Source organism: Veillonella caviae, assembly GCF_003992125.1.
Lineage (GTDB): Bacteria > Bacillota > Negativicutes > Veillonellales > Veillonellaceae > Veillonella > Veillonella caviae.
Genome location: NZ_RQUY01000003.1, coordinates 66,191 through 86,013, shown reverse-complemented (window position 1 = coordinate 86,013; position 19,823 = coordinate 66,191). Strand labels below are relative to the sequence as shown.

General features: G+C 39.6%; 20 protein-coding genes and 1 other annotated feature. Of the genes, 2 read left to right on the top strand and 18 right to left on the bottom strand.

Translation table 11 applies throughout. The features are described 5' to 3' along the window. Window positions 1–85: 85 nt before the first annotated feature. Window positions 86–1,387 carry an OFA family MFS transporter gene (locus EO120_RS02070; protein WP_127133850.1) on the top strand — a complete coding sequence of 434 codons (1,302 nt, stop codon included), beginning with the start codon at window positions 86–88 and terminating at the stop codon, window positions 1,385–1,387. A gap of 79 nt (window positions 1,388–1,466) precedes the next feature. Here the strand turns inward: EO120_RS02070 and EO120_RS02065 are convergent, their stop codons facing one another. The 4 genes from EO120_RS02065 to infC form a co-directional block, all read right to left on the bottom strand. Continuing rightward, window positions 1,467–1,775 (bottom strand): DUF6693 family protein, encoded by a 309-nt coding sequence (locus EO120_RS02065; RefSeq protein ID WP_127133849.1) that lies wholly within the window; start codon window positions 1,773–1,775, stop codon window positions 1,467–1,469. Window positions 1,776–1,902: 127 nt separating this feature from the next. Beyond that, window positions 1,903–2,253 carry a 50S ribosomal protein L20 gene (gene rplT, locus EO120_RS02060; protein ID WP_127133848.1) on the bottom strand — a complete coding sequence of 117 codons (351 nt, stop codon included), beginning with the start codon at window positions 2,251–2,253 and terminating at the stop codon, window positions 1,903–1,905. Between the two features lie 38 nt (window positions 2,254–2,291). Then, a complete protein-coding gene (gene rpmI, locus EO120_RS02055; protein ID WP_127133847.1) occupies window positions 2,292–2,489 on the bottom strand; it encodes a 50S ribosomal protein L35 in 198 nt (65 codons plus the stop codon). Window positions 2,490–2,507: 18 nt separating this feature from the next. After that, window positions 2,508–3,065 carry a translation initiation factor IF-3 gene (gene infC / locus EO120_RS02050; protein WP_206512456.1) on the bottom strand — a complete coding sequence of 186 codons (558 nt, stop codon included), beginning with the start codon at window positions 3,063–3,065 and terminating at the stop codon, window positions 2,508–2,510. Window positions 3,066–3,364: 299 nt separating this feature from the next. Between infC and EO120_RS02045 the strand changes: the two genes are divergently transcribed. After that, window positions 3,365–4,843: a DASS family sodium-coupled anion symporter gene (locus tag EO120_RS02045; RefSeq protein WP_127133846.1), complete on the top strand. Its 1,479-nt coding sequence runs from the start codon at window positions 3,365–3,367 to the stop codon at window positions 4,841–4,843. Window positions 4,844–5,060: 217 nt separating this feature from the next. On the opposite strand, the gene EO120_RS02040 is transcribed toward EO120_RS02045, so the two are convergent. From EO120_RS02040 to EO120_RS01975, 14 genes are all read right to left on the bottom strand, one after another. After that, window positions 5,061–5,285 carry a sulfurtransferase TusA family protein gene (locus EO120_RS02040; RefSeq protein ID WP_127133845.1) on the bottom strand — a complete coding sequence of 75 codons (225 nt, stop codon included), beginning with the start codon at window positions 5,283–5,285 and terminating at the stop codon, window positions 5,061–5,063. 10 nt (window positions 5,286–5,295) lie between these two features. Then, window positions 5,296–6,333 carry a YeeE/YedE family protein gene (locus tag EO120_RS02035; RefSeq protein WP_127133844.1) on the bottom strand — a complete coding sequence of 346 codons (1,038 nt, stop codon included), beginning with the start codon at window positions 6,331–6,333 and terminating at the stop codon, window positions 5,296–5,298. Window positions 6,334–6,497: 164 nt separating this feature from the next. Then, window positions 6,498–8,417, bottom strand: a complete 1,920-nt coding sequence (gene thrS / locus EO120_RS02030; protein WP_127133843.1) for a threonine--tRNA ligase — start codon at window positions 8,415–8,417, stop codon at window positions 6,498–6,500. Window positions 8,418–8,501: 84 nt separating this feature from the next. Then, window positions 8,502–8,733 (bottom strand) — a binding site (T-box leader). Between the two features lie 97 nt (window positions 8,734–8,830). Next, window positions 8,831–9,823 carry a hypothetical protein gene (locus EO120_RS02025; protein ID WP_127133842.1) on the bottom strand — a complete coding sequence of 331 codons (993 nt, stop codon included), beginning with the start codon at window positions 9,821–9,823 and terminating at the stop codon, window positions 8,831–8,833. A gap of 156 nt (window positions 9,824–9,979) precedes the next feature. Next, the gene (locus EO120_RS02020; RefSeq protein WP_127133841.1) at window positions 9,980–10,261 is read right to left on the bottom strand and encodes a DUF4911 domain-containing protein; all 282 of its coding nucleotides are present in this window, start codon (window positions 10,259–10,261) and stop codon (window positions 9,980–9,982) included. 1 nt (window position 10,262) lies between these two features. Beyond that, the gene (locus EO120_RS02015) at window positions 10,263–11,504 is read right to left on the bottom strand and encodes a peptidase U32 family protein (RefSeq protein WP_127133840.1); all 1,242 of its coding nucleotides are present in this window, start codon (window positions 11,502–11,504) and stop codon (window positions 10,263–10,265) included. 5 nt (window positions 11,505–11,509) lie between these two features. After that, window positions 11,510–12,115 (bottom strand): O-methyltransferase, encoded by a 606-nt coding sequence (locus EO120_RS02010; RefSeq protein ID WP_127133839.1) that lies wholly within the window; start codon window positions 12,113–12,115, stop codon window positions 11,510–11,512. Window positions 12,116–12,248: 133 nt separating this feature from the next. Next, the gene (gene mltG / locus EO120_RS02005; protein WP_127133838.1) at window positions 12,249–13,664 is read right to left on the bottom strand and encodes an endolytic transglycosylase MltG; all 1,416 of its coding nucleotides are present in this window, start codon (window positions 13,662–13,664) and stop codon (window positions 12,249–12,251) included. A 114-nt stretch (window positions 13,665–13,778) separates the two neighbouring features. Next, window positions 13,779–14,069, bottom strand: coding sequence for a DUF1292 domain-containing protein (locus EO120_RS02000; protein ID WP_127133837.1), 291 nt, complete (start codon window positions 14,067–14,069; stop codon window positions 13,779–13,781). A gap of 15 nt (window positions 14,070–14,084) precedes the next feature. Next, complete coding sequence (ruvX, locus tag EO120_RS01995) at window positions 14,085–14,504, bottom strand: Holliday junction resolvase RuvX (RefSeq protein WP_127133836.1); 420 nt, start codon at window positions 14,502–14,504, stop codon at window positions 14,085–14,087. After that, window positions 14,504–14,764, bottom strand: a complete 261-nt coding sequence (locus tag EO120_RS01990) for an IreB family regulatory phosphoprotein (protein WP_127133835.1) — start codon at window positions 14,762–14,764, stop codon at window positions 14,504–14,506. The genes ruvX and EO120_RS01990 overlap by 1 nt, the downstream gene beginning before the upstream one ends. A gap of 125 nt (window positions 14,765–14,889) precedes the next feature. Then, window positions 14,890–17,511 (bottom strand): alanine--tRNA ligase, encoded by a 2,622-nt coding sequence (gene alaS, locus EO120_RS01985; RefSeq protein ID WP_127133834.1) that lies wholly within the window; start codon window positions 17,509–17,511, stop codon window positions 14,890–14,892. Window positions 17,512–17,792: 281 nt separating this feature from the next. Further along, window positions 17,793–18,605, bottom strand: a complete 813-nt coding sequence (locus tag EO120_RS01980; RefSeq protein ID WP_127133833.1) for a C40 family peptidase — start codon at window positions 18,603–18,605, stop codon at window positions 17,793–17,795. An 82-nt stretch (window positions 18,606–18,687) separates the two neighbouring features. Then, window positions 18,688–19,695: a glycosyltransferase family 2 protein gene (locus EO120_RS01975; RefSeq protein WP_127133832.1), complete on the bottom strand. Its 1,008-nt coding sequence runs from the start codon at window positions 19,693–19,695 to the stop codon at window positions 18,688–18,690. Between the last annotated feature and the right edge of the window lie 128 nt (window positions 19,696–19,823).

Genomic DNA, 19,823 nt, shown 5'->3' with positions numbered 1-19,823 from the left:
TGTAAGTACCTCTTCTATCAGCAAGTATCCGTCTTTGTAAGAGCTTCGAAATATTACAAGTGTAATTATGAAGGGAGTATTTCTTATGAGAAACCGTTGGCTTATTGCATTAGCTGCTATTGGCATCCATATTTCCATCGGCAGTGTTTACGCTTGGAGTGTGCTCACTCGTCCTATTATGAATGAAATGGGGTTCACCTTGGCGGAAACGACGTGGACGTTTTCCATCGCTATTTTATTACTCGGTTTATCCGCTGGTTTTTTAGGTAGTTTTGCTGAAAGCATAGGCCCTAAGAAGAGTGGTTTATTATCCACTTTATTCTTTGGTATCGGTCTGTTAGGTACTGCCTATGCCCTATCTGTACAAAGTTTAACCCTGCTCTACCTCTTCTACGGTGTCATTGGTGGTATCGGTCTAGGCATCGGATATATTACGCCTGTATCAACACTGGTAAAATATTTTCCTAAACGTCCTGGATTTGCTACAGGGCTTGCCATCATGGGTTTTGGCTTCGCCGCTCTCATCGCTGGCCCCGTTATGCAATATTTAGTAGCTACTGTAGGGATTATTAATAATTTCCTCATCCTCGGTGTTGTATATATTATCATTATGGGGCTTTCATCATTATATTTAAAACCGCCTGTAATTACTACGTCAACTAAATCTGCCACAACAAAGATTCACCAATCTACTGATATAGAAAGAAATTCTTGTAATAATAATAATAATAATACAAAGACCAAAACACAACCTAATACCAATGACAAAAACACCTACGAATCCAATCTAGGTATGACTGCCAACGCAGCTATTAAAACATGGCAGTTCGGTGCATTATGGTGGATTTTCTTCATCAATATCACCTGTGGCATCGGTTTGCTTGCTGTAGCATCTCCTATGGCACAAGAGGTCATCGGTATGACGTCGGCGCAAGCGGCATCCATGGTTGGCATTATCGGCGTATTCAATGGTGGCGGCCGTATTCTGTGGTCCACGATTTCCGATTACATCGGTCGTGGGTTCACCTATATTCTGTTCTTCCTATTAGAAATCATCGCCTTTTGGTATTTATCACACACTACAGAATCATTCTTATTCCAAATACTAGTACTGCTCATTATCACCTGCTACGGCGGTGGCTTTGCTTGCATTCCAGCGTACCTTGCCGATCTATACGGCATCCGCCAACTCAGCACTATCCACGGTCGTATCTTAACGGCTTGGGGGTTGGCAGGTATTGCTGGACCTATGCTCATTAGCTACTTTAAACAAAATGGCTATGGCTACGATACGGCGTTGACATTCTTTACAGGACTATTCGTGGTAAATTTAATCATTGCTATCGTGTTATATCGATTTGGTAAACACGGACTAAGTAAATACTAAATAAATTGCTATATGAGAAAAAAGCTGCTTCCCTATGTGAAATTAATACACATAGAAAAGCAGCTTTTTCACTATTCAATTAATTCGCAAAATGCGTATGTTTCGTTCTCCAATGGGTAATTTTGTTAAACATCCAAAAACCGTAGATACCGCAGGTGATAACGGTTAAAATCAACCATTTAATATAGTTGCCAAACAATTGCGCACCCGTGCCATCGAAATAGAGTCGGCGACCATCAATAATGGTATTACGGCAAATCCAGCTTTGAAACATCACATCCGCCCAAGGAAAAGCAATGCCAAAAGTACATGTAGTAATTAATGTAGCTAGCAAGCTGTATCCGATAAAACCTAAAACCGATCCTTCAAATTTAGATTCATTTTGCATAATATATCTCCTATTTAATGAATACAATCAAAGTGTATGCTTATAGAGTCATTGATAGTGCAACAATGATGGTATTTCAAATTAGCAAAAAGGACTCTCCATGGGAGAGTCCTCATAAATTCAGCGATTAAGCGTTTTTAGCTACTTCTACTAATTTAGCGAAAGCTGCTGCATCGTTAACTGCAATATCAGCCAACATTTTACGGTTCACTTCTACGCCTGCTTTAGTCAAACCAGCGATGAAACGGCTGTAAGTTGTGCCATTGATACGAGCTGCTGCATTGATACGAGCAATCCACAATTGACGGAATTCGCGTTTTTTCGCACGACGGTCGCGACGAGCGTAGTACAATGCTTTCATTACTGTTTCGTTAGCTTTTTTGAACAAACGAGAACGAGTACCGCGGTAACCTTTAGCTAATTTTAAAATCTTTTTATGACGTGCATGAGCTGTAACGCCCTTTTTCACTCTTGCCATTGTATGTTCCTCCTAAAATATCTTATAATTCGTAACGATTAAGCGTATGGTAAGCATTTAACTACGCGTTTGTAGTCGGATTTGCTAACCAAAGCTGCTTTGCGTAAATTACGTTTACGAGCTGGGGATTTTTTTTCAAGAATGTGGCTTTTGAAAGCTTTCGCACGCTTGAATTCACCAGTACCAGTTACTTTGAAACGTTTAGCCGCTGCGCGACGAGTTTTAATTTTTGGCATAATTTGAATCCTCCAAAATTACTTACTTACTAAAATCATGGTCATATTACGACCTTCTAATTTAGCTGCCTTTTCAATAGAAGCAGTTTCCTTTAACTCCTCTGCAAAACGAGTTAACACTGCCATACCAAGTTCTGGGTGTGATAATTCACGGCCACGGAACATAATTGTAACCTTGACTTTATTACCTTCACCTAAGAACTTAGAGGCATTTTTCATTTTAACATAGAAGTCATGGTCTTCGATATGTGGACGTAGTTTCACTTCTTTCAAAGTCACTACTTTTTGTTTCTTCTTAGCTTCTTTATCACGTTTTTGTTGCTCATAACGATATTTACCGTAGTTCATGATACGAGCTACTGGCGGTTTCGCATTTGGTGCGATTTCCACGAGATCGAGTTGTCTTTCTTCAGCCAAAGCCAACGCTTCACGAGCTGACATGATACCGATTTGTTCATTTTCAGGACCTACGACCCGAAGTTCTCGCGCGCGAATCTCTTCATTAATACGCGGTGTATCCTTGCTAATAGCATTCACCTCCAAGAGAATATAAAAAATACGGATGGCATACACCATCCGTAATACGTTCGTTCAGTATAAAACCTAGTGCTTCATGACATTAGGTGAGTGGCGGATGGCCTCTGCTTCATCAATTACTTAACTATAATATCAAATCCTCATGGAGTTGTCAACAAAATGAGTAAGATACTTAAAATATATCACACATCCATGCAAAACAGTTAACTATACTTTTAGTTTCATAGATCTGATAGTTTTGAATGTTGTTGTATAAAATTACTCATGTATACAAAACTCAACAAATTTTCATGATACAATAAAAATAGGTTATAGTTAATTTTGAAAGGAGTATTCCTATGCTTACATCTACTACGAATAGGACAAAAGCGCAAAATATAGGCCTCGTCTTAGCCTTTCTTGTGCTAGGCATTATATTAGCACTGCCGAGTCCAGACACATTATCCACTGGTGGTCATCGCATGATTGGCATCCTCACTTTCGCCATCATTCTTTGGATGAGTTCTGCTGTATCCTACCCAGTAAGCGCCACTATCATTACAGCTCTTACAGCTCTATTATTAGGATTCTCCCCCAATCCCGAAGCACCTGCCAAATTGTATGGCACTTCTAATGCATTGAAACTCATTATTTCTGGTTTCTCTTCTCCTGCTATGGTTCTCGTTGGCGCGGCTATGTTTATTTCTGTGGCTATGCGCAAAACAGGACTAGATCGACGCATTGCATTAAACGTATTATCCGCTGTAGGCACCAAAGTAAGTCGCATTTATCTCGGTGTCATTATTACAGGATTTATTCTCGCCTTCTTCGTCCCTAGTGCAACGGCGCGCCTCGCTTGTTTAGCGCCCATTATCATTGGTATTGTTGAAAGCTTAGGTATTAACAAAAAAAGTCAAGTAGCAGCTTTACTCATGGTAGGCGCTACACAAGCCGACACGTTTTGGAATATTATGATCCAAACAGCAGCAGCCCAAAATCTAGTAGCCGTTGGTTTTATTCAAACCCAAATGAATACAACGATTCCGTGGATTGATTGGCTACTTGCTGCAGCCCCTTATTCTATGTTAATGGTGACTATCTTATATTTTGTAACTCAAGCGCTCATTAAACCTGAATTTAAAGAGCTCAAAGGCGGCGATGTACATATTGCCAATATGCGACGTGAAATTGGACCTATGAGCCTTAATGAAAAAAAATTGCTAGCCATCTCTATTGGACTATTATTCCTTTGGGCTACAGGAGGAAAATTACACACTATCGATACAACTACGACAACGATTATTGCTATAGCCTTATTCTTCTTCCCTGGCATAGGCATTATGGATTGGAAATTTGCACAACCTAACATCGACTGGGGTTCCATCGTTATGTTTGGCGCTGGCATCGGTCTTGGTTCAGTATTACTAAAAACAAAAGCTGCCACTTGGCTTGCCCATGTATTTGTATCTGCCTTTTCCCTCGAAACAGCTAGCATATTCCTACTCATTGCCATTATGGCAGCATTTCTCATCGTCATCCATTTAGGATTCGCCTCTGCTACGGCTCTTTCATCGGCTATGATTCCTATTGTCATATCCATCGTAATGGGTCATGATGCAGACGGTCTTAATCCACTGGGCGTAACCATGCTCATGCAATATGCTATCTGCTTCGGCCTCGTATTACCAGTAAATTCCCCACAAGGTATGGTTGCGTACGGCACAGACACCTTCGATGTAAAAACATTTATGCGCACCGGTATTCCAATGACAATTATAGGATACCTTATGATGCTAGTATTTACATTAACCTATTGGCACTGGATTGGTCTCTCTTAACTAACGCTGCCAAATGTAGGTTATTAGACAAAAGTATCAATACATAAATCAAAAGAATCAGCTCTTAAGATATATTCTTGTTATAATCCCTAATGTTAGATTTCTTAGGTCTAACATTAGAGGGACTGTACAGATATATTCTTACAGAACTGATTCTTTTATTTTATAAACTACTCATATGACGCATCTACTTCAAACATGCAAACGCTATATATTCTTATTTCTTAACTTTAATAGTCCAACAAGTATCTGAGCGGTCTAAACTTAATACTGTGTGTTTGTGTTCTTTACAATAGTTAGGCAAATTAACAACTGCTTCTGGACATGTAAAATCTAATATTAATTCTTGCCCTATTTCCATTGTAGCCAAGGCTTTTTTCATTTCCATTAGTGGTAATGGGCAATCCAATCCTTTTGTATCAATAACAATTATGTCTTTCATAGTCTGCCTCCTAATTTCTAGTAAATGTACGCATTTTAATCATTATGAAAGTAGCTAACCAAACGCCACTAACAATAAAAATCGTAGAATACCAAGCTTTCATAGAAAACTGTGCAGTACCTACCATAACATTGCCAATAAAGCACCCTGATGCCCATACAGCACCAATTCCCATCAGTACGCTACCAATAACGGTCAAAACAATAGATTGTAAGCGAGGTTTTACAATAGTAAACTCACCACCTAGCCAAGCCGTAATGAAAGCACCCATTATAATACCAAGTACAAATAAAGATGCCCACCCCAAAGATTTACCAGCAGTAAAAAATTCAAACCAGCTCACAAGAGGTGTCGTAATGCCAAATCCACCATTGCGACCAGCCCAATTAGAAAATAAAAATCCTAAAGCCATCCAGATACCGATGAGCATAACCACCATTTCTTTAGGCCAAATTTTTTCAAATACTATATGCCGCCATCCAGCATACCGCCCTGGAATAGTAAATCCTAATTTCGTTGTATTATACACATACCGCAAAGCCCACAACATAATAATCATTCCAACACCAGCCAGTACAATAGGCGATATTGGTAAATTGGCTAGCAATGTATCAGGCACCGACCATACTTTATCTAACGATTTAGTCGTCGATGCTAGCCAACCACCTTTTGCAATATACGCACTTAATGTAAAAATAGGCACTGAAATCCATCCAATGAGTCGCCCATCTCCGCATTTTAAGAGAGAGCTCACTATACAACCATTACATAAAACGGCTCCTATACCAAACATTAAACTACCAAGGCCGATGCGAAATAAAGAAAAATCAGCCATTTTCGGTCCTGGAATCACATCACTGCCTACCATCAAAAAATAAATAAAGGCTTCCATCATGACAATAGCGGGTATATATACAGCATTATGCCATCGATTTTCTAATACTATATCCCGCGTTAGCCCAGCCGCGCAAAATCGACTTCGTTTTAATAAAAAACCAAAGACAATGCCAAATACAATACCTGAGGCTATAAATACTTCTTTTGGCATACATACCTCCTCATCAACAAGAGTAAAAAATAAAAATCCATATATTTATATATTAAACATAAATATATGGATTTCCTTGTTTTTAATTCATTTTTTTTGTATGATTAATAATTTAGATGATTAATTATTTAATGCAGTAGACTCTTATAAGTATTGCTCATCTATTATAAATTATTTTTACGCTCTTCAATTTCTAATGTAATATGACTTACAAATTGATCAAATGCTATAGTATTAGATTCGTCAGAACCGTAACGACGCACCGCTACTTCGCCATTTTCCATTTCTTTATCTCCTACAACGAGCATGTATGGAGTTTTAGACATTTGTGCTTGACGGATTTTGTAACCCATCTTTTCATTGCGGTCATCTACTTCTACACGAATGTAATCGTGGTGCATTTGTTTAGCCAATTGTTTAGCATATTCTACATGTTTTTCGCTAATTGGTAATACTTTCACTTGTACTGGTGCCATCCAAGTTGGGAATGCCCCTGCGTAATGTTCAGTTAAAATACCGATAAAACGTTCCATAGAACCGAAGCACGCACGATGAATCATAATAGGACGATGTTTTTGTCCATCTTCACCAGTGTATTCAATTTGGAATCGCTCAGGCAAGTTCATATCCAATTGGATAGTACCACATTGCCATGTACGGCCAAGAGAATCCTCAATGTGATAATCTAGTTTAGGACCATAGAATGCACCATCACCAGGATTGATTACATAAGGAATACCTTTCGCTTCAATAGCATTGCGAAGTGCTTCTGTGGCAGATTCCCAAATAGCATCATCCCCCATTGCATTATCTGGTTTAGTAGATAATTCTACATGGTATTTCAAACCGAATTGACTATAAATGCGGTCGAAAAGTTCGATAACTTTCATCAACTCGTCTTGCATTTGGGACGGCAACATGAATACGTGTGCATCATCTTGAGTGAACGCGCGAACGCGGAACAAACCATGTAATGCACCGGACAATTCATGACGATGAACGAGGCCTAATTCTGCATAGCGAAGTGGCAAATCGCGATAGGAATGCATTTCGTTTTGGTACACCAAAATGCCGCCTGGACAGTTCATTGGTTTAATAGCATATTCTGCTTCGTCAATCATTGTAGTGTACATATTTTCACGGTAATGGAACCAGTGACCAGATGTTTCCCACAATTGTTTGTTCAAAATGATTGGTGTACGAATTTCTTCGTATTCAAATTCATGATGCACTTCACGCCAGAAGTTTTCCAACGCATTGCGGAGGGCCATGCCTTTTGGCAAGAAGAATGGGAACCCAGGGCCTTCTTCTTTGATAACAAAGAGATCCAATTCTTTACCAAGTTTACGGTGATCTCGTTTTGCTGCTTCTTCTAAGAGGTGAAGATATGCTTCGAGATCCTCTTTTTTCTCAAATGCAGTGCCGTACACTCGTTGCAACATTTTATTCTTTTCATCACCGCGCCAATATGCACCAGCAATGCTTTGCAATTTAAAAGCTTTCACTTTACCAGTAGATGCTGCGTGAGGGCCTGCACAAAGGTCGATAAAATCTCCTTGGCTATAGCAAGAGATGATGGCATCTTCTGGAAGATCTTGAATCAATTCTACTTTGTAATCTTCATGTTTAGATGTAAAGAATTCAATCGCTTCTTGACGAGACATAACAGATTTAGTAATAGGTAGATTCTCTTTTACGATACGGCTCATTTCTTTTTCAATTTTTGACAAATCTTCTGGTACGAGCACGTGTTCCATATCGATATCGTAGTAGAAACCTTTATCGATAGCAGGACCGATAGCTAATTTTGCTTCAGGCCACAAACGTTTAATAGCTTGCGCTAAAATATGAGAAGCAGTGTGACGAAGAGTATGTTTACCACCATCTTCTTCAAAAGTTAAAAATGCTACTTCGCTACCATCCACAAGTTCTTCGCGAAGGTCAGTTAGTTCGCCATTCACATTAGCAGCCAATACTTTTTTTGCCAAACTATTGGACAATTGTTTAACAGCCTCACCTAAAGTAGTGCCAGCAGCATATTCCTTAGCGCTACCATCAGGTAAAATAATTTTTACGTCTGCCATAATAATTCCTCCAATTATATATCATAGATAATCACTGGGGCGAGGTCAGTTTCACCAATAAAAAAAGACCCTCTATCCCCTACAACAAGGGACGAAGATCATTCGCGGTTCCACCCTAGTTAATTACCCATACCATCTATTTGTATAGTTAATTCACTTCATTAAGCCGATAACGGGGCACACCGTATTTGCCTACTATGAATTCGACAAATCAGTTTAAAGGGGGTAATTCTAATATATATGTAAGGTGTTTCCAGCATCCACCTCTCTCTGGTACACAGGGATATGAGAATCATGTCCTTCGCATAACTTTTACTCGACTATCTTACCACATCATTTTCTAAAATGCAATACATCGAAAAAAACTGTTACACTAAATACAAAGTGCAACAGTTTTCTCATTTGTTTACGAATTATTTACGTTCAAAATGTGCAGATAGCATAGATCCAATAACTTTTTCAATTTTAGAGTTCGTAATGTCTGGACCTTTAAATAAAACAAGCATTACGTCATCTGAATTATCCTGTTTAGACACCATTAACACACCGCTACCACGAGCACCATTATCGTCATAATCTTTTGCTACGATAATCATGTTAAGGTAATGGTCCTTCATATAAGTATATACCTTACTTTGTTTCGCAGAATTACCAATGCTACTAGCCATCTCCATAGTGCGGTTGAATACGATTGTATTCGCATTATGCGGATTATCCGCTAATTGTTGTTTTTCTGCATCATTCAATGGCAGTAAATTCACCATCAAGGACTCACCCATTTTACCTCGGAACATAGCCGGCATCGTTTCACGTACATCTGCCGGAATATCGGTGCTCGCAGTGAGTTTAAAATCCTTTGGCACCGTCATGTACAATGTCCCTTTACTATTCTCACCAATTGCGGTTTTACTATTATCAATAGCTCCTGTGGTGAAAGTATCTTTAATAATTTCCATTTGTACTGCCAATGGTTTCTCTGGAATACCTCGACTAGCCACTTGGATTTCTTGACCCTTTACTTTTTTAATTGTTTCCACGGACCAAATCGCTCCTGCTTTGCCTGCATCACTAGAATCCGTCAATGGCGCAGGAACTTCTTTAGGGCCGATGAACATATACGATTGAGCAGGCACAATACTATCAGGTGCACCAGAACGATTAAATACAGCACCATATAATACATTCGGAACTACATCATTGCCAATGCGTAAATTATTGTCCGTTTGGCTTTCTACATCAAAATTGATATTCCCTGCAAAGGTCACATCAGGATTATGATTGATGACTACTACTGTCCCCGGTTGTGGTATCATAACAGGTCCATTCTGTGCCGCAAAGGCTGTGATACACATAGTAGTACTAATCGTAGCTAATAGAGCTGCTCGTTTTAACAAATTTCGTTTCATACTCGTCTCCCATCGGTTAGACTTAATTTCTATACAAATTGATTGTATGCTATGTACATTCAACTTGTATTATACCATATTTCTATTTAGCATATATACATAAATGCCCCACCTAAGTGGGGCATCCATAGAACATAACGGATATATCAAATATATTTAGATATCCAGTGATACTTCTGGCAATGTACTGAGAATATCTATAGCAAGTTGTCGTGTATCTGGCGTACAGCGCACCATACAACGGCCATTATAATCTACCGTAGTCATAACTCCTACATATTCGTAACCTTCTAGGATTCTATTTACATAATTCGTATGTTTTGGGTCGATGTGAAAATACACATAACTTTCTTCACCATTACTTTTACCATAACTACTACTCATAAATCCCTTTAGCGATTTTGATGGCATCAAAGGTAACTGTATATCTTTCACCATCTTATGCCTCTTTAATTTTACATTCTCGGCGCATCATGGAATAAGGCTCTAATTTCGTATCCATATAGAGGCGCACTTTCATTTGTGCATGTGGTGCTACATCGATTGGATTGCCATCAGCGTCGGTCATTTTTTCAATCACCGTTTCTACTAAATCGCCTTTCGGTTGGCAGAACTCTACTGTATCGCCAACTTTGAAATTGTTGCGTTGTTCTAATTCCACATAACCGCCTTCTTCGTTATACCCCAATACTAAACCGATGAAATCATGGGTTTGCGTGTTCGTAGATTTACCATAGTTTTGGGCGCTTTCATCAGGACGACCTTCGGCAAAACCATCTGTATAGGGACGGTGAGAAATTTTTTCTAATTCTGCAATCCACTCAGGACGAACGTACCAGTCCTTACCTTCTTTAAGATATGCATCGATAGCAGTGCGGTACACTTTAGCAACGGTAGCAACATAGTGTACAGATTTCATACGGCCTTCGATTTTAAGGCTATCGATACCTGCTTTGTACAAATCAGGAATGCGATGAATGAGGCAAAGATCTTTAGAATTAAAGATATACGTACCATGTTCATCTTCCTCGATAGGATAGTATTCGCCAGGGCGATTGGATTCTACGAGGCTATATTTCCAGCGACACGCTTGAGAACATTGACCGCGGTTTGCGTCTCGCGTACCTGTCATATAGTTAGACAAGAGGCAACGACCGGAATAAGAAATACACATAGATCCATGCACGAAGGATTCAATTTCAATGTCTACATGTTCCTTCATCTCTTTCAAATCCGCTACGGATACTTCGCGAGCAGCTACAACACGTGCAGCACCGAGTTCTTTCCACATTTGCACAGTGTGCCAGTTCGTAGTAGATGCTTGAGTACTAACGTGTAATTCAAGGCCGGGAGCCACACGTTTTGCGAGGCTAAAAATTCCCATATCCGCTACAATGATAGCATCAACACCAATGCTTTCAAGAAATTTTAAATAGTCCTCAAGACCTTCAAAATCTTCATTATGAGGAATAATATTACATGTTACATGGATTTTTTTGCCATGTTCGTGCACGAATTGTACTGCTTCTTTAAGTTCTTCATCAGAGAAATTAGAATTTCCTGCACGCAAGCCAAATCGTTTACCTGCACAATAAACAGCATCTGCACCGTAGCGAATAGCCATTTTCAATTTGTCCATATTACCAGCTGGACATAGTAATTCCATAAAATGTTCTGCCATATTTATTATTTGTGTCCTTTCCACACACTGACACTCATACCATCACCCATAGGATAAATAGTAGTGTTAAATAACTCTTTATTCTCTACATAAGTTAAATATTCTTGCAATCGTTTGACAATGGTTTTAAAACGGCGCGGCGCCTCTTTATTACCGCGCACATAGCCTCTAAACAAGACATTGTCGGCGAGAATAACACCACCCTCTTTCACATGTGGCAAAATCAATTCTAGTTGATTTAGATACTGCCCCTTAGGGCCATCCAAAAACACTAAATCATATTCACCAGTCAAATTCCTCAACACATCTTTTGCATCCCCTTGAAGCAAGGTCACTTTATCTGCATAAGCAGACTGATTGATATAATATTTCGCCATCTCATGGCGTACTGTATCGAGTTCAATGGACGTAATATGCCCTTCCTCCTTGTCTAAAAGAGGCGCCATTAGCAATGTAGAATAACCAATGGCGGTGCCCACCTCTAATACTGAGGTGGGCTGGTATAATCCAATTAATTCTTCAAATAAATGTACTTCCGATTCCCGTAGGATGGGCACATCATTTATCATCGCATAAATGCGCTGTTCATTTAAAATATCATTTAATTCCATCTGTTATATTGTAAATTCCTGTGAAAGTAAAAGTAAGATTAGTGCTATCAGCGTTCCTATATGATTAAATATCCTTAATTACGGTACACTGTCAACTACGGTCACCATTATTTGCTAAGCAGTAACTGGCTAATTAGCGTTCTACGCCACCTCGATTATTAGTCGTTGTTGTCGACGATGTTGTACTTGATGTTTCTACAGATCGAATCAATGGAGCTGGTTCCTGTACAGGTGCCGGCGTTGTAGTCGGCACATATGCAGGTGCTGTAGCTGGTTCAGACTGTACAGGTGTTTCTACCTGTTGAGCAGCCTGTTGTTCTTGAGCAGCAGGTCTTGTTACAACTGGATCCGATGCCGCAGGCACTGTAGTCGGTGTATAGGTATAAGTCGGTTCTGCGTCAACATATTGAGAATCAGCATCCACCGCCTCTTGTGAACTATAATTATAGTCAGGTACTGTACTAGCTGCCGTTGCATCATAGTTAGGGCCTGCTTGCGCATTTACTTGAGCACTACCATTTGCATTAGTAGAAGATATCGTATCGCCACCATAAATTTTTTCCACCGCTGCTAAATGTTCTGCATAGGTTTTTGAGAAGTGATTATGACCGTCTTTATCAGCTACAAAATATAGGTAATCCGTATTTTCAGAATGTAATACAGCATCTAATGCTTTCTTACCAGGATTAGAAATCGGTCCTGGTGGCAAACCTTTGCTCACATATGTATTGTAAGGGCTTTGCAATTGTGTATCCCCAATAGTAACATTTTCCTTCGCATAGCCTAATACATAGGAAATTGTAGCATCAGATTGTAATGGAATACCGTGAGCCAAACGTTTTTTGAATACCCCAGCAATAACAGGTCGATCTGCATCGAATAAAGATTCTCTTTCCACTATAGATGCTAATGTAACAAAATCATGAATACTCATATGTTGTGCTTGAATTTGTTTTTTCACGGCTGGTGTCAAATAGCGATTCATTTCTTCGCTCATCATCATAATCACATCGCGCGGTGTAGCTCCAACAGGAATTTCATAAGTACTAGGGAATAAGAAACCTTCTACAGGATACGTAGTAGGTCTTGTACCCTTCATATATGGATATGGTACAAAGGTTTTCGCTTCTGCTAAAAAATCAGCAGCTTTCATAATCTTAGCCTTTTCCAAAGCAATAGCAATATCCCCTACGGTATAACCTTCTGGTATAGTTAATTTAATGGACTCCACATGACCTTCTTGTAATAATTCGATTAACTCACGAACCGTTACCTTATTTGGAATTTGGTAGTGTCCAGATTGTAATTTATCCCCTGTACCACTAAGGGCTAACCAAATTTTAAAGCCCAACGTAGACCGTATCAAGCCTTGCTCATAGAGCATATTTGCAATTTCAGTACCCGTCGCATCTTGGTCTATAACAAGTACTTTAGTACCTGTATCCTCATCAAAAGTATTAGGCACTAAGTAAAGAGCACCTAAACCGCCTACACTAATTACAGCAGCACTAAGGATGACTGCGGACATATATTTTAAGGATTTTCTCATTGATAGTCCTTTCTAAAACAAATATTTTTATATTCTATTATACCATATAAAGGACTTTCGATATACAGAAAAACTCCCCAGTCACTGACTGGAGAGTTTTTAAAAACGAAAAGATTACTCCTCTTCATCCAACGATTCATATAAGTTTACTAATGTTTCAAAATGTTCATCTTCTTCATCAAGAGGTACATATTCTTCTACGCCCTCTTCATTAGTTTCAATACGAGCTAAGATCATATATGTGTCATCTTGACCTTCATGTTCTTCGTCTTGTACATGAACGAGCACTGCGTATTCTTGACCTTCATGTTCTAAAATAACATCTTCTGTGAAGAATTGTTTGTTCCCATCTTCGTCTTCGAACTCAAGATAGAATACTTCGCCTTCGTAGTTTTGATCAACCATGGGGATTCCCTCCTTTTATTTTGTAAACTGCAGTCTATCTAAATAGCCTTGCAAAATAACAACCGCCGCCATTTTATCAATAACATCTTTCCGCTTTTTACGACTCACATCCGCTGCGATGAGTTGGCGTTCTGCCATCACCGTAGATAGCCGTTCATCCCAAAAGGTAACAGGCAAGTCAATGAATTCCTTCATTTTTTCGACAAATTCCTCTGTCTTCTCTGCCCTTTCCCCTTTGGTACCGTTCATATTTTTGGGCATACCTACCACTAATTCGTGTACCTCATATTCAGTAATTAACTCACTGAGACGGTGAAAGTCTTTTTCCAAAGATGTACGACGAATCGTTTCAATACCTTGAGCAGTCATCAATAGTGCATCGCTACAAGCTATACCTATGGTACGACTGCCTACGTCTAAAGCCATAATTCTCATTATAGTTGTTTCGCCTTTGCGTATTCCTTCAATAATTCTTCGATTAAATCATCTCTTTCAAGACGGCGAATATCACTGCGAGCATTATTATAGCTAGTAATATACGCTGGGTCTCCAGAAATTAAATAACCTAAGATTTGATTAATTGGATTATATCCTTTTTCTTGAATCGATTGATATACACGAGTGATTACCTCTTCGGCAGTCATCGGTTCGTCATCCACTTTACGGAATAACATAGTTTCATCTGAAACTTTCATGGATATCCCTCCTTTATGATAAGAACCACAGCTGTGGCCCTCTATTCATGCTTTGTATAACTATTATATCATGGTGCATAAGCAGCCGAATAGGTATAACCTATACATGAATGGAATAGTTACGACTATTCAGCACCAACCATAGCACGGAATGCAGTGTCTCCAGCTTTTAATGCTTCCAAAAGTTTTTCCGGTTCTTTACCGCCTGCTTGGGCCATATCTGGGCGACCACCGCCATTGCCACCGGCCACTTGAGCCGCTGCTTTTACGATGTTACCAGCATGAACACCTTTAGCTACAACGTCTTTTGATGCTTTACATACAAAACTTACTTTGTCTTCACCTGTTACAGAACCTACGAGAACAACGCCGGAACCACCAAGTACATCGATGATTTTATCTGCATAGTCACGCAATTCGTCCATAGAGGATACTTTTACAGTAGACATAACAGCATCAATACCATTAACGGTTACCTTCGCAGATACCGCATCAGCAGCACCAGCAGCAGCAAGGTTCTTTTGAATGTCTGTTAATTGTTTTTCTACTTCTTTAGCGTCTGCCAATACTTGTGCTAAGCGTTCTTCCACTTGCGCAGGTTTCGTTTTGAGTTCACCAGCCAATCGTTCTAATGTTTCTCGATCGCCTTTGGCCGCCTCCATAGCAGCGCGACCAGTGATAGCCTCAATACGGCGTACACCAGAACCGATACCAGATTCGCTAGTCAAACGGAATGTGCTGATGAAAGCAGTATTGCCTACGTGAGAACCACCGCACAATTCAACGGAGAAACCAGGTACTTCTACGACGCGTACTACATCGCCGTATTTATCGCCAAAGAGAGCCATAGCGCCTTTCGCTTTCGCTTCGTCCATGGACATTTCAGCAATAGCAAGATCAGTAGCTTTCAAAATTTCTTCATTAACTAATTCTTCAATATCATTCAATTCTTCTTGTGTTACAGGAGAGAAATGAGTGAAATCAAAGCGCAAGTAATCTGGTGTTACCAAGGAACCTGCTTGGTTAACATGGTCACCTAAGACCCGTTTCAATGCAGCATGTAATAAATGTGTTGCTGTATGATTGCGAGCCATAGCATGGCGACGATTTACGTCTACTTCAAAGGTTACGTCATCACCATCAGAAATAGAGCCTTCTACAACAGTACCGATATGATATATAGTACCTTCTGGTAAGCGTTTTGTGTTGTGTACTTCTACTTTACCCATTGGACCTACAATGAAACCAGTATCGCCTAATTGGCCGCCTCCTTCTGCATGGAATGGAGTATGGCGGACGATAATAGTTACTTCATCGCCATCAGCAGCAGTATCAACGCGGTCGGCACCTTTACCGATAACAAGAATCGCCGAAGCTGTTGCAGATTCATCTTCCTCCAGTACTTCGTCTTTTAAGAATGTAATGTCTGGTGTTGCCACCTTTGCATCTTCTTTAACGCGCGCTTCACGAGCACGTTCGCGTTGTTCCTTCATTGCTGCATCAAAGCCGTCATGGTCGATAGTAAAACCACGTTCATGAGCAATTTCTTCTGTTAACTCCCAAGGGAATCCGTATGTATCATATAGTTTAAATACTTCTGTACCAGGTACAACATTTACTTTATCTATTTCTAATGTGTCGATTAAGGAATTTAACAATTCAAGACCTTGTTCTAAGGTTTGGTTAAATCGTTCCTCTTCGTTCAATACGACGCGTTTTACAAAGTCTTTATTGTCCGCAATGGATTTAATACCAGGGCCAAGGATGTCTACTACTACATCTACTAATGGAGTTAAGAAAATGCCATCAATACCGAGCAGACGGCCATGACGTACAGCACGACGTAAAATACGGCGCAACACATAACCACGGCCTTCGTTAGAAGGCAATACACCATCAGAAATCAATGCTGTTACAGCACGAGCATGGTCTGCAATAACCTTTAAGGATACGTCGATGCTTTCATTTTCATTGTATTTTACGCCCGCTTTAGCTGCTGCAGCTTCGATGATAGGGTAAATTAAATCAGTTTCAAAGTTAGTGCGACAACCTTGCAATACAGATGCCAAACGTTCTAAGCCAGCACCAGTATCGATATTCTTATGTTGTAATGGCTCATAAGAACCATCAGGCATTTTGTTAAATTGAGTAAATACAAGATTCCAAATTTCAAGATAGCGGTCACAATCACAACCAGGTGCACAATTAGGGTCATCACAACCATGTTCTGGGCCTTGGTCAAAGAAGATTTCGCTGTCTGGACCACAAGGGCCTTCACCAATTTCCCAAAAATTATCTTCTAAGCGAGAAATATGAGATTCTTCCACACCGCAATCATTATGCCAAGTATCATATGCTTCTTGGTCATCTGGATATACAGTTACATAGAGGCGATTTTTATCGAGTTTAATCACTTCTGTTAAAAATTCCCATGCCCAATGGATAGCTTCTTTTTTGAAGTAATCACCAAAAGAAAAGTTGCCTAGCATTTCAAAGAATGTATGGTGACGAGCAGTACGACCTACATTTTCAAGGTCCCCTGTACGCATACACTTCTGAGATGTAGTAATACGGTGGCAAGGAGGTACCAATTTACCTGTAAAGAAAGGCTTTAATGGCGCCATACCTGCCCCGATTAACAATAGGGATGGATCGTTTTCTGGAATAAGAGAAAAACTATCTAATTTTAAATGTCCTTTGCTTTCAAAAAACTGCAAGTATGCTTGACGCAGTTCATTACCTTTCATGTGTATATTCCTCCTAAAATTATCATTCTCTTAATTATACCTTATTAAGACTAGAAAATCCATCATACACCGCATATTCACAGGTCTTTCATAGCACTTCCAACAATCACACATAAGTTGCCCAACAAAGGATATTAAAGAAACCTAACATCATAGAATACAAAAGAGGTTATACAAATCAACACAACATCATTGATTCGTATAGCCTCTTTTACAGCTTACATATTGAATTAGAAAACATACTGCAAAGTTACATTTACAGAGAATCTCATAGAACCCAACTATTGCATTACCCGTTTAGCACCAATATAGCGAGCGCCCCAATAACCTGTATCAAGGTCAGCTACAGCTACACCACGGCTAGACGTAGCACTAATGAACTGTCCATTACCGATATAAATACCAGAATGAGATGGTCCAAGTTCGTAGGTTTCAAAGAATACTAAATCGCCAGCTTTTAAATTTGCACGAGATACAGATACGCCTACATTGTATTGTTCATCAGCTAAACGAGGCAAGCTCACACCATGCTTCGCAAATACGTAACGAACATAACCAGAACAATCAAAACCGCTAGGCGTCGTACCACCAAACACATATGGAACACCGCGATATTTATCGGCTTCTGCTAAAATGCCACGAATATTCGTTGGCGTTTCAGATTTTTTCAAATTATTTAATTTAATGCTTGTACCATTAATAGTTTGACCAGAAATACGTCGAACTTGAGTATCTTTACTTGTGAAAGCAGATTTTGTAGTAACTGCTTTAGTAGCCGCATTACTCGTTAAAACCGCTTTCGTCGTACGCGGAGTACCCATCAAAGCATTATATGTAGCAGGGCCAACAATACCATCAACAGCTAAACCGTGATCTTGTTGAAATAGGCGAACAGCCCATTTTGTTTCCTTCCCATATACGCCATTTTTATCTTTCGCATTGTAACCATACTTAATCAACTGTTGTTGAATAGCTGTTACATTCTTACCTTTATCACCATATCGTAATGTCGTTGCACCTGCCATGGCGGTGGTGGCACACACAAATGTCAGTGTTAATGCCGCAATTTTAATTTTACTATATTTTGACTTCATAGGCTTCCTTTCTAAAACTTTAAAGTAAGTTATTTATTCAAAATATACTAACCGTCTCTCTATTTGTATCCAACAAATACAGCTAGTCTTTTTCTTCCGGGCCAGCTACTTGATTGGCTATAAATATATCAGCTCTTGATGGTTCAAAATTCACATTTTCACATTCACCGTCAAAATTTATAGCAGCTTTCACCCAATACAGTGGTCGTTGTTTCACCTCTTCGAATATGCGTCCTACATATTCGCCGATAATACCAAGGCCCACTAACTGGATACCTCCGATAAATAGAATGGATACCCCTATGGTGGTCCATCCATTTAATGCCTGACCTGTTAAGTATACGTAAAGGAGATGTAGAATCAAAAGAAAACTCAGTCCACCACATAATACGCCTACATAAAGGGCTGCACGCAATGGCACGCGGGAAAATGCCGTTACCCCATCAAGGGCAAAACGAATCATTTTGCGCGCACTAAATTTAGAAACCCCTGCAAAACGAGGAGGCGCCACAAAGTGGAGCTCAGCCTGACGATATCCAAGAGCGCCTACAATGCCACGCAAGAAACGACCATGTTCGCGAAATCGTTTCAATGTTTCCAAAGCGTTGCGATTCATTAAACGGAAATCAGATCCCCCTTCAAGAATAGGAACATCTGCCATTTTATTCATCAGTTTATAATAATATTTGGAGGTAAAGGATTTTGCCCAACTGGCATCCTCCGTAGAATCACGTATGGTTCGCACCACATCATAGCCGGACTCCCATAATCTTACGAGTTCTGGAATCAGTGCTGGTGGATGTTGCATATCACCGTCCATTGTAATAACTGCATCCCCTTTGGCATAATCGAGCCCACATGTCAATGCTAGCTGATGCCCAAAGTTACGAGCCAATAGTATAACTTTTACTCTCTCATCACGTTTTGCAATTTCTTGCAAAATCGCTACCGACGCATCAGACGATCCATCATCTACGTAAATTAGTTCATACTCGTATGATAAACCTGCCATAACAGTCGTTACTGCTTGATAAAAGTTTCCTATATTTTCTTCTTCATTATATACAGGCACTACAATAGAAAGTAACATACGTCCTCCCAATAATTCTTCATATATTTTAATTTAATTCGTCAAGTTAGGCAAATTCAAGAGGTTAACAATAAAGAGGATAACCCCATTTAATCTAGCTATTATGCGGATTTATAATTTTTTTAGGG

Bases quoted from the DNA above. Each gene is read 5' to 3' on its own strand.
- EO120_RS02035 (WP_127133844.1), bottom strand. From the start codon at position 6,333: ATGCCAAAAGAAGTATTTATAGCCTCAGGTATTGTATTTGGCATTGTC.
- EO120_RS02025 (WP_127133842.1), bottom strand. From the start codon at position 9,823: ATGAAACGAAATTTGTTAAAACGAGCAGCTCTATTAGCTACGATTAGT.
- ruvX (WP_127133836.1), bottom strand. From the start codon at position 14,504: ATGAGAATTATGGCTTTAGACGTAGGCAGTCGTACCATAGGTATAGCT.
- EO120_RS02070 (WP_127133850.1), top strand. From the start codon at position 86: ATGAGAAACCGTTGGCTTATTGCATTAGCTGCTATTGGCATCCATATT.
- EO120_RS02040 (WP_127133845.1), bottom strand. From the start codon at position 5,285: ATGAAAGACATAATTGTTATTGATACAAAAGGATTGGATTGCCCATTA.
- EO120_RS02015 (WP_127133840.1), bottom strand. From the start codon at position 11,504: ATGGCAGAACATTTTATGGAATTACTATGTCCAGCTGGTAATATGGAC.
- EO120_RS01980 (WP_127133833.1), bottom strand. From the start codon at position 18,605: ATGAAGTCAAAATATAGTAAAATTAAAATTGCGGCATTAACACTGACA.
- EO120_RS02045 (WP_127133846.1), top strand. From the start codon at position 3,365: ATGCTTACATCTACTACGAATAGGACAAAAGCGCAAAATATAGGCCTC.
- rpmI (WP_127133847.1), bottom strand. From the start codon at position 2,489: ATGCCAAAAATTAAAACTCGTCGCGCAGCGGCTAAACGTTTCAAAGTA.
- infC (WP_206512456.1), bottom strand. From the start codon at position 3,065: ATGGTGTATGCCATCCGTATTTTTTATATTCTCTTGGAGGTGAATGCT.
- EO120_RS01975 (WP_127133832.1), bottom strand. From the start codon at position 19,695: ATGTTACTTTCTATTGTAGTGCCTGTATATAATGAAGAAGAAAATATA.
- alaS (WP_127133834.1), bottom strand. From the start codon at position 17,511: ATGAAAGGTAATGAACTGCGTCAAGCATACTTGCAGTTTTTTGAAAGC.
- EO120_RS02020 (WP_127133841.1), bottom strand. From the start codon at position 10,261: ATGGTGAAAGATATACAGTTACCTTTGATGCCATCAAAATCGCTAAAG.
- EO120_RS01990 (WP_127133835.1), bottom strand. From the start codon at position 14,764: ATGAAAGTTTCAGATGAAACTATGTTATTCCGTAAAGTGGATGACGAA.
- EO120_RS02065 (WP_127133849.1), bottom strand. From the start codon at position 1,775: ATGCAAAATGAATCTAAATTTGAAGGATCGGTTTTAGGTTTTATCGGA.
- EO120_RS02000 (WP_127133837.1), bottom strand. From the start codon at position 14,069: ATGGTTGATCAAAACTACGAAGGCGAAGTATTCTATCTTGAGTTCGAA.
- rplT (WP_127133848.1), bottom strand. From the start codon at position 2,253: ATGGCAAGAGTGAAAAAGGGCGTTACAGCTCATGCACGTCATAAAAAG.
- thrS (WP_127133843.1), bottom strand. From the start codon at position 8,417: ATGGCAGACGTAAAAATTATTTTACCTGATGGTAGCGCTAAGGAATAT.
- EO120_RS02010 (WP_127133839.1), bottom strand. From the start codon at position 12,115: ATGGAATTAAATGATATTTTAAATGAACAGCGCATTTATGCGATGATA.
- mltG (WP_127133838.1), bottom strand. From the start codon at position 13,664: ATGAGAAAATCCTTAAAATATATGTCCGCAGTCATCCTTAGTGCTGCT.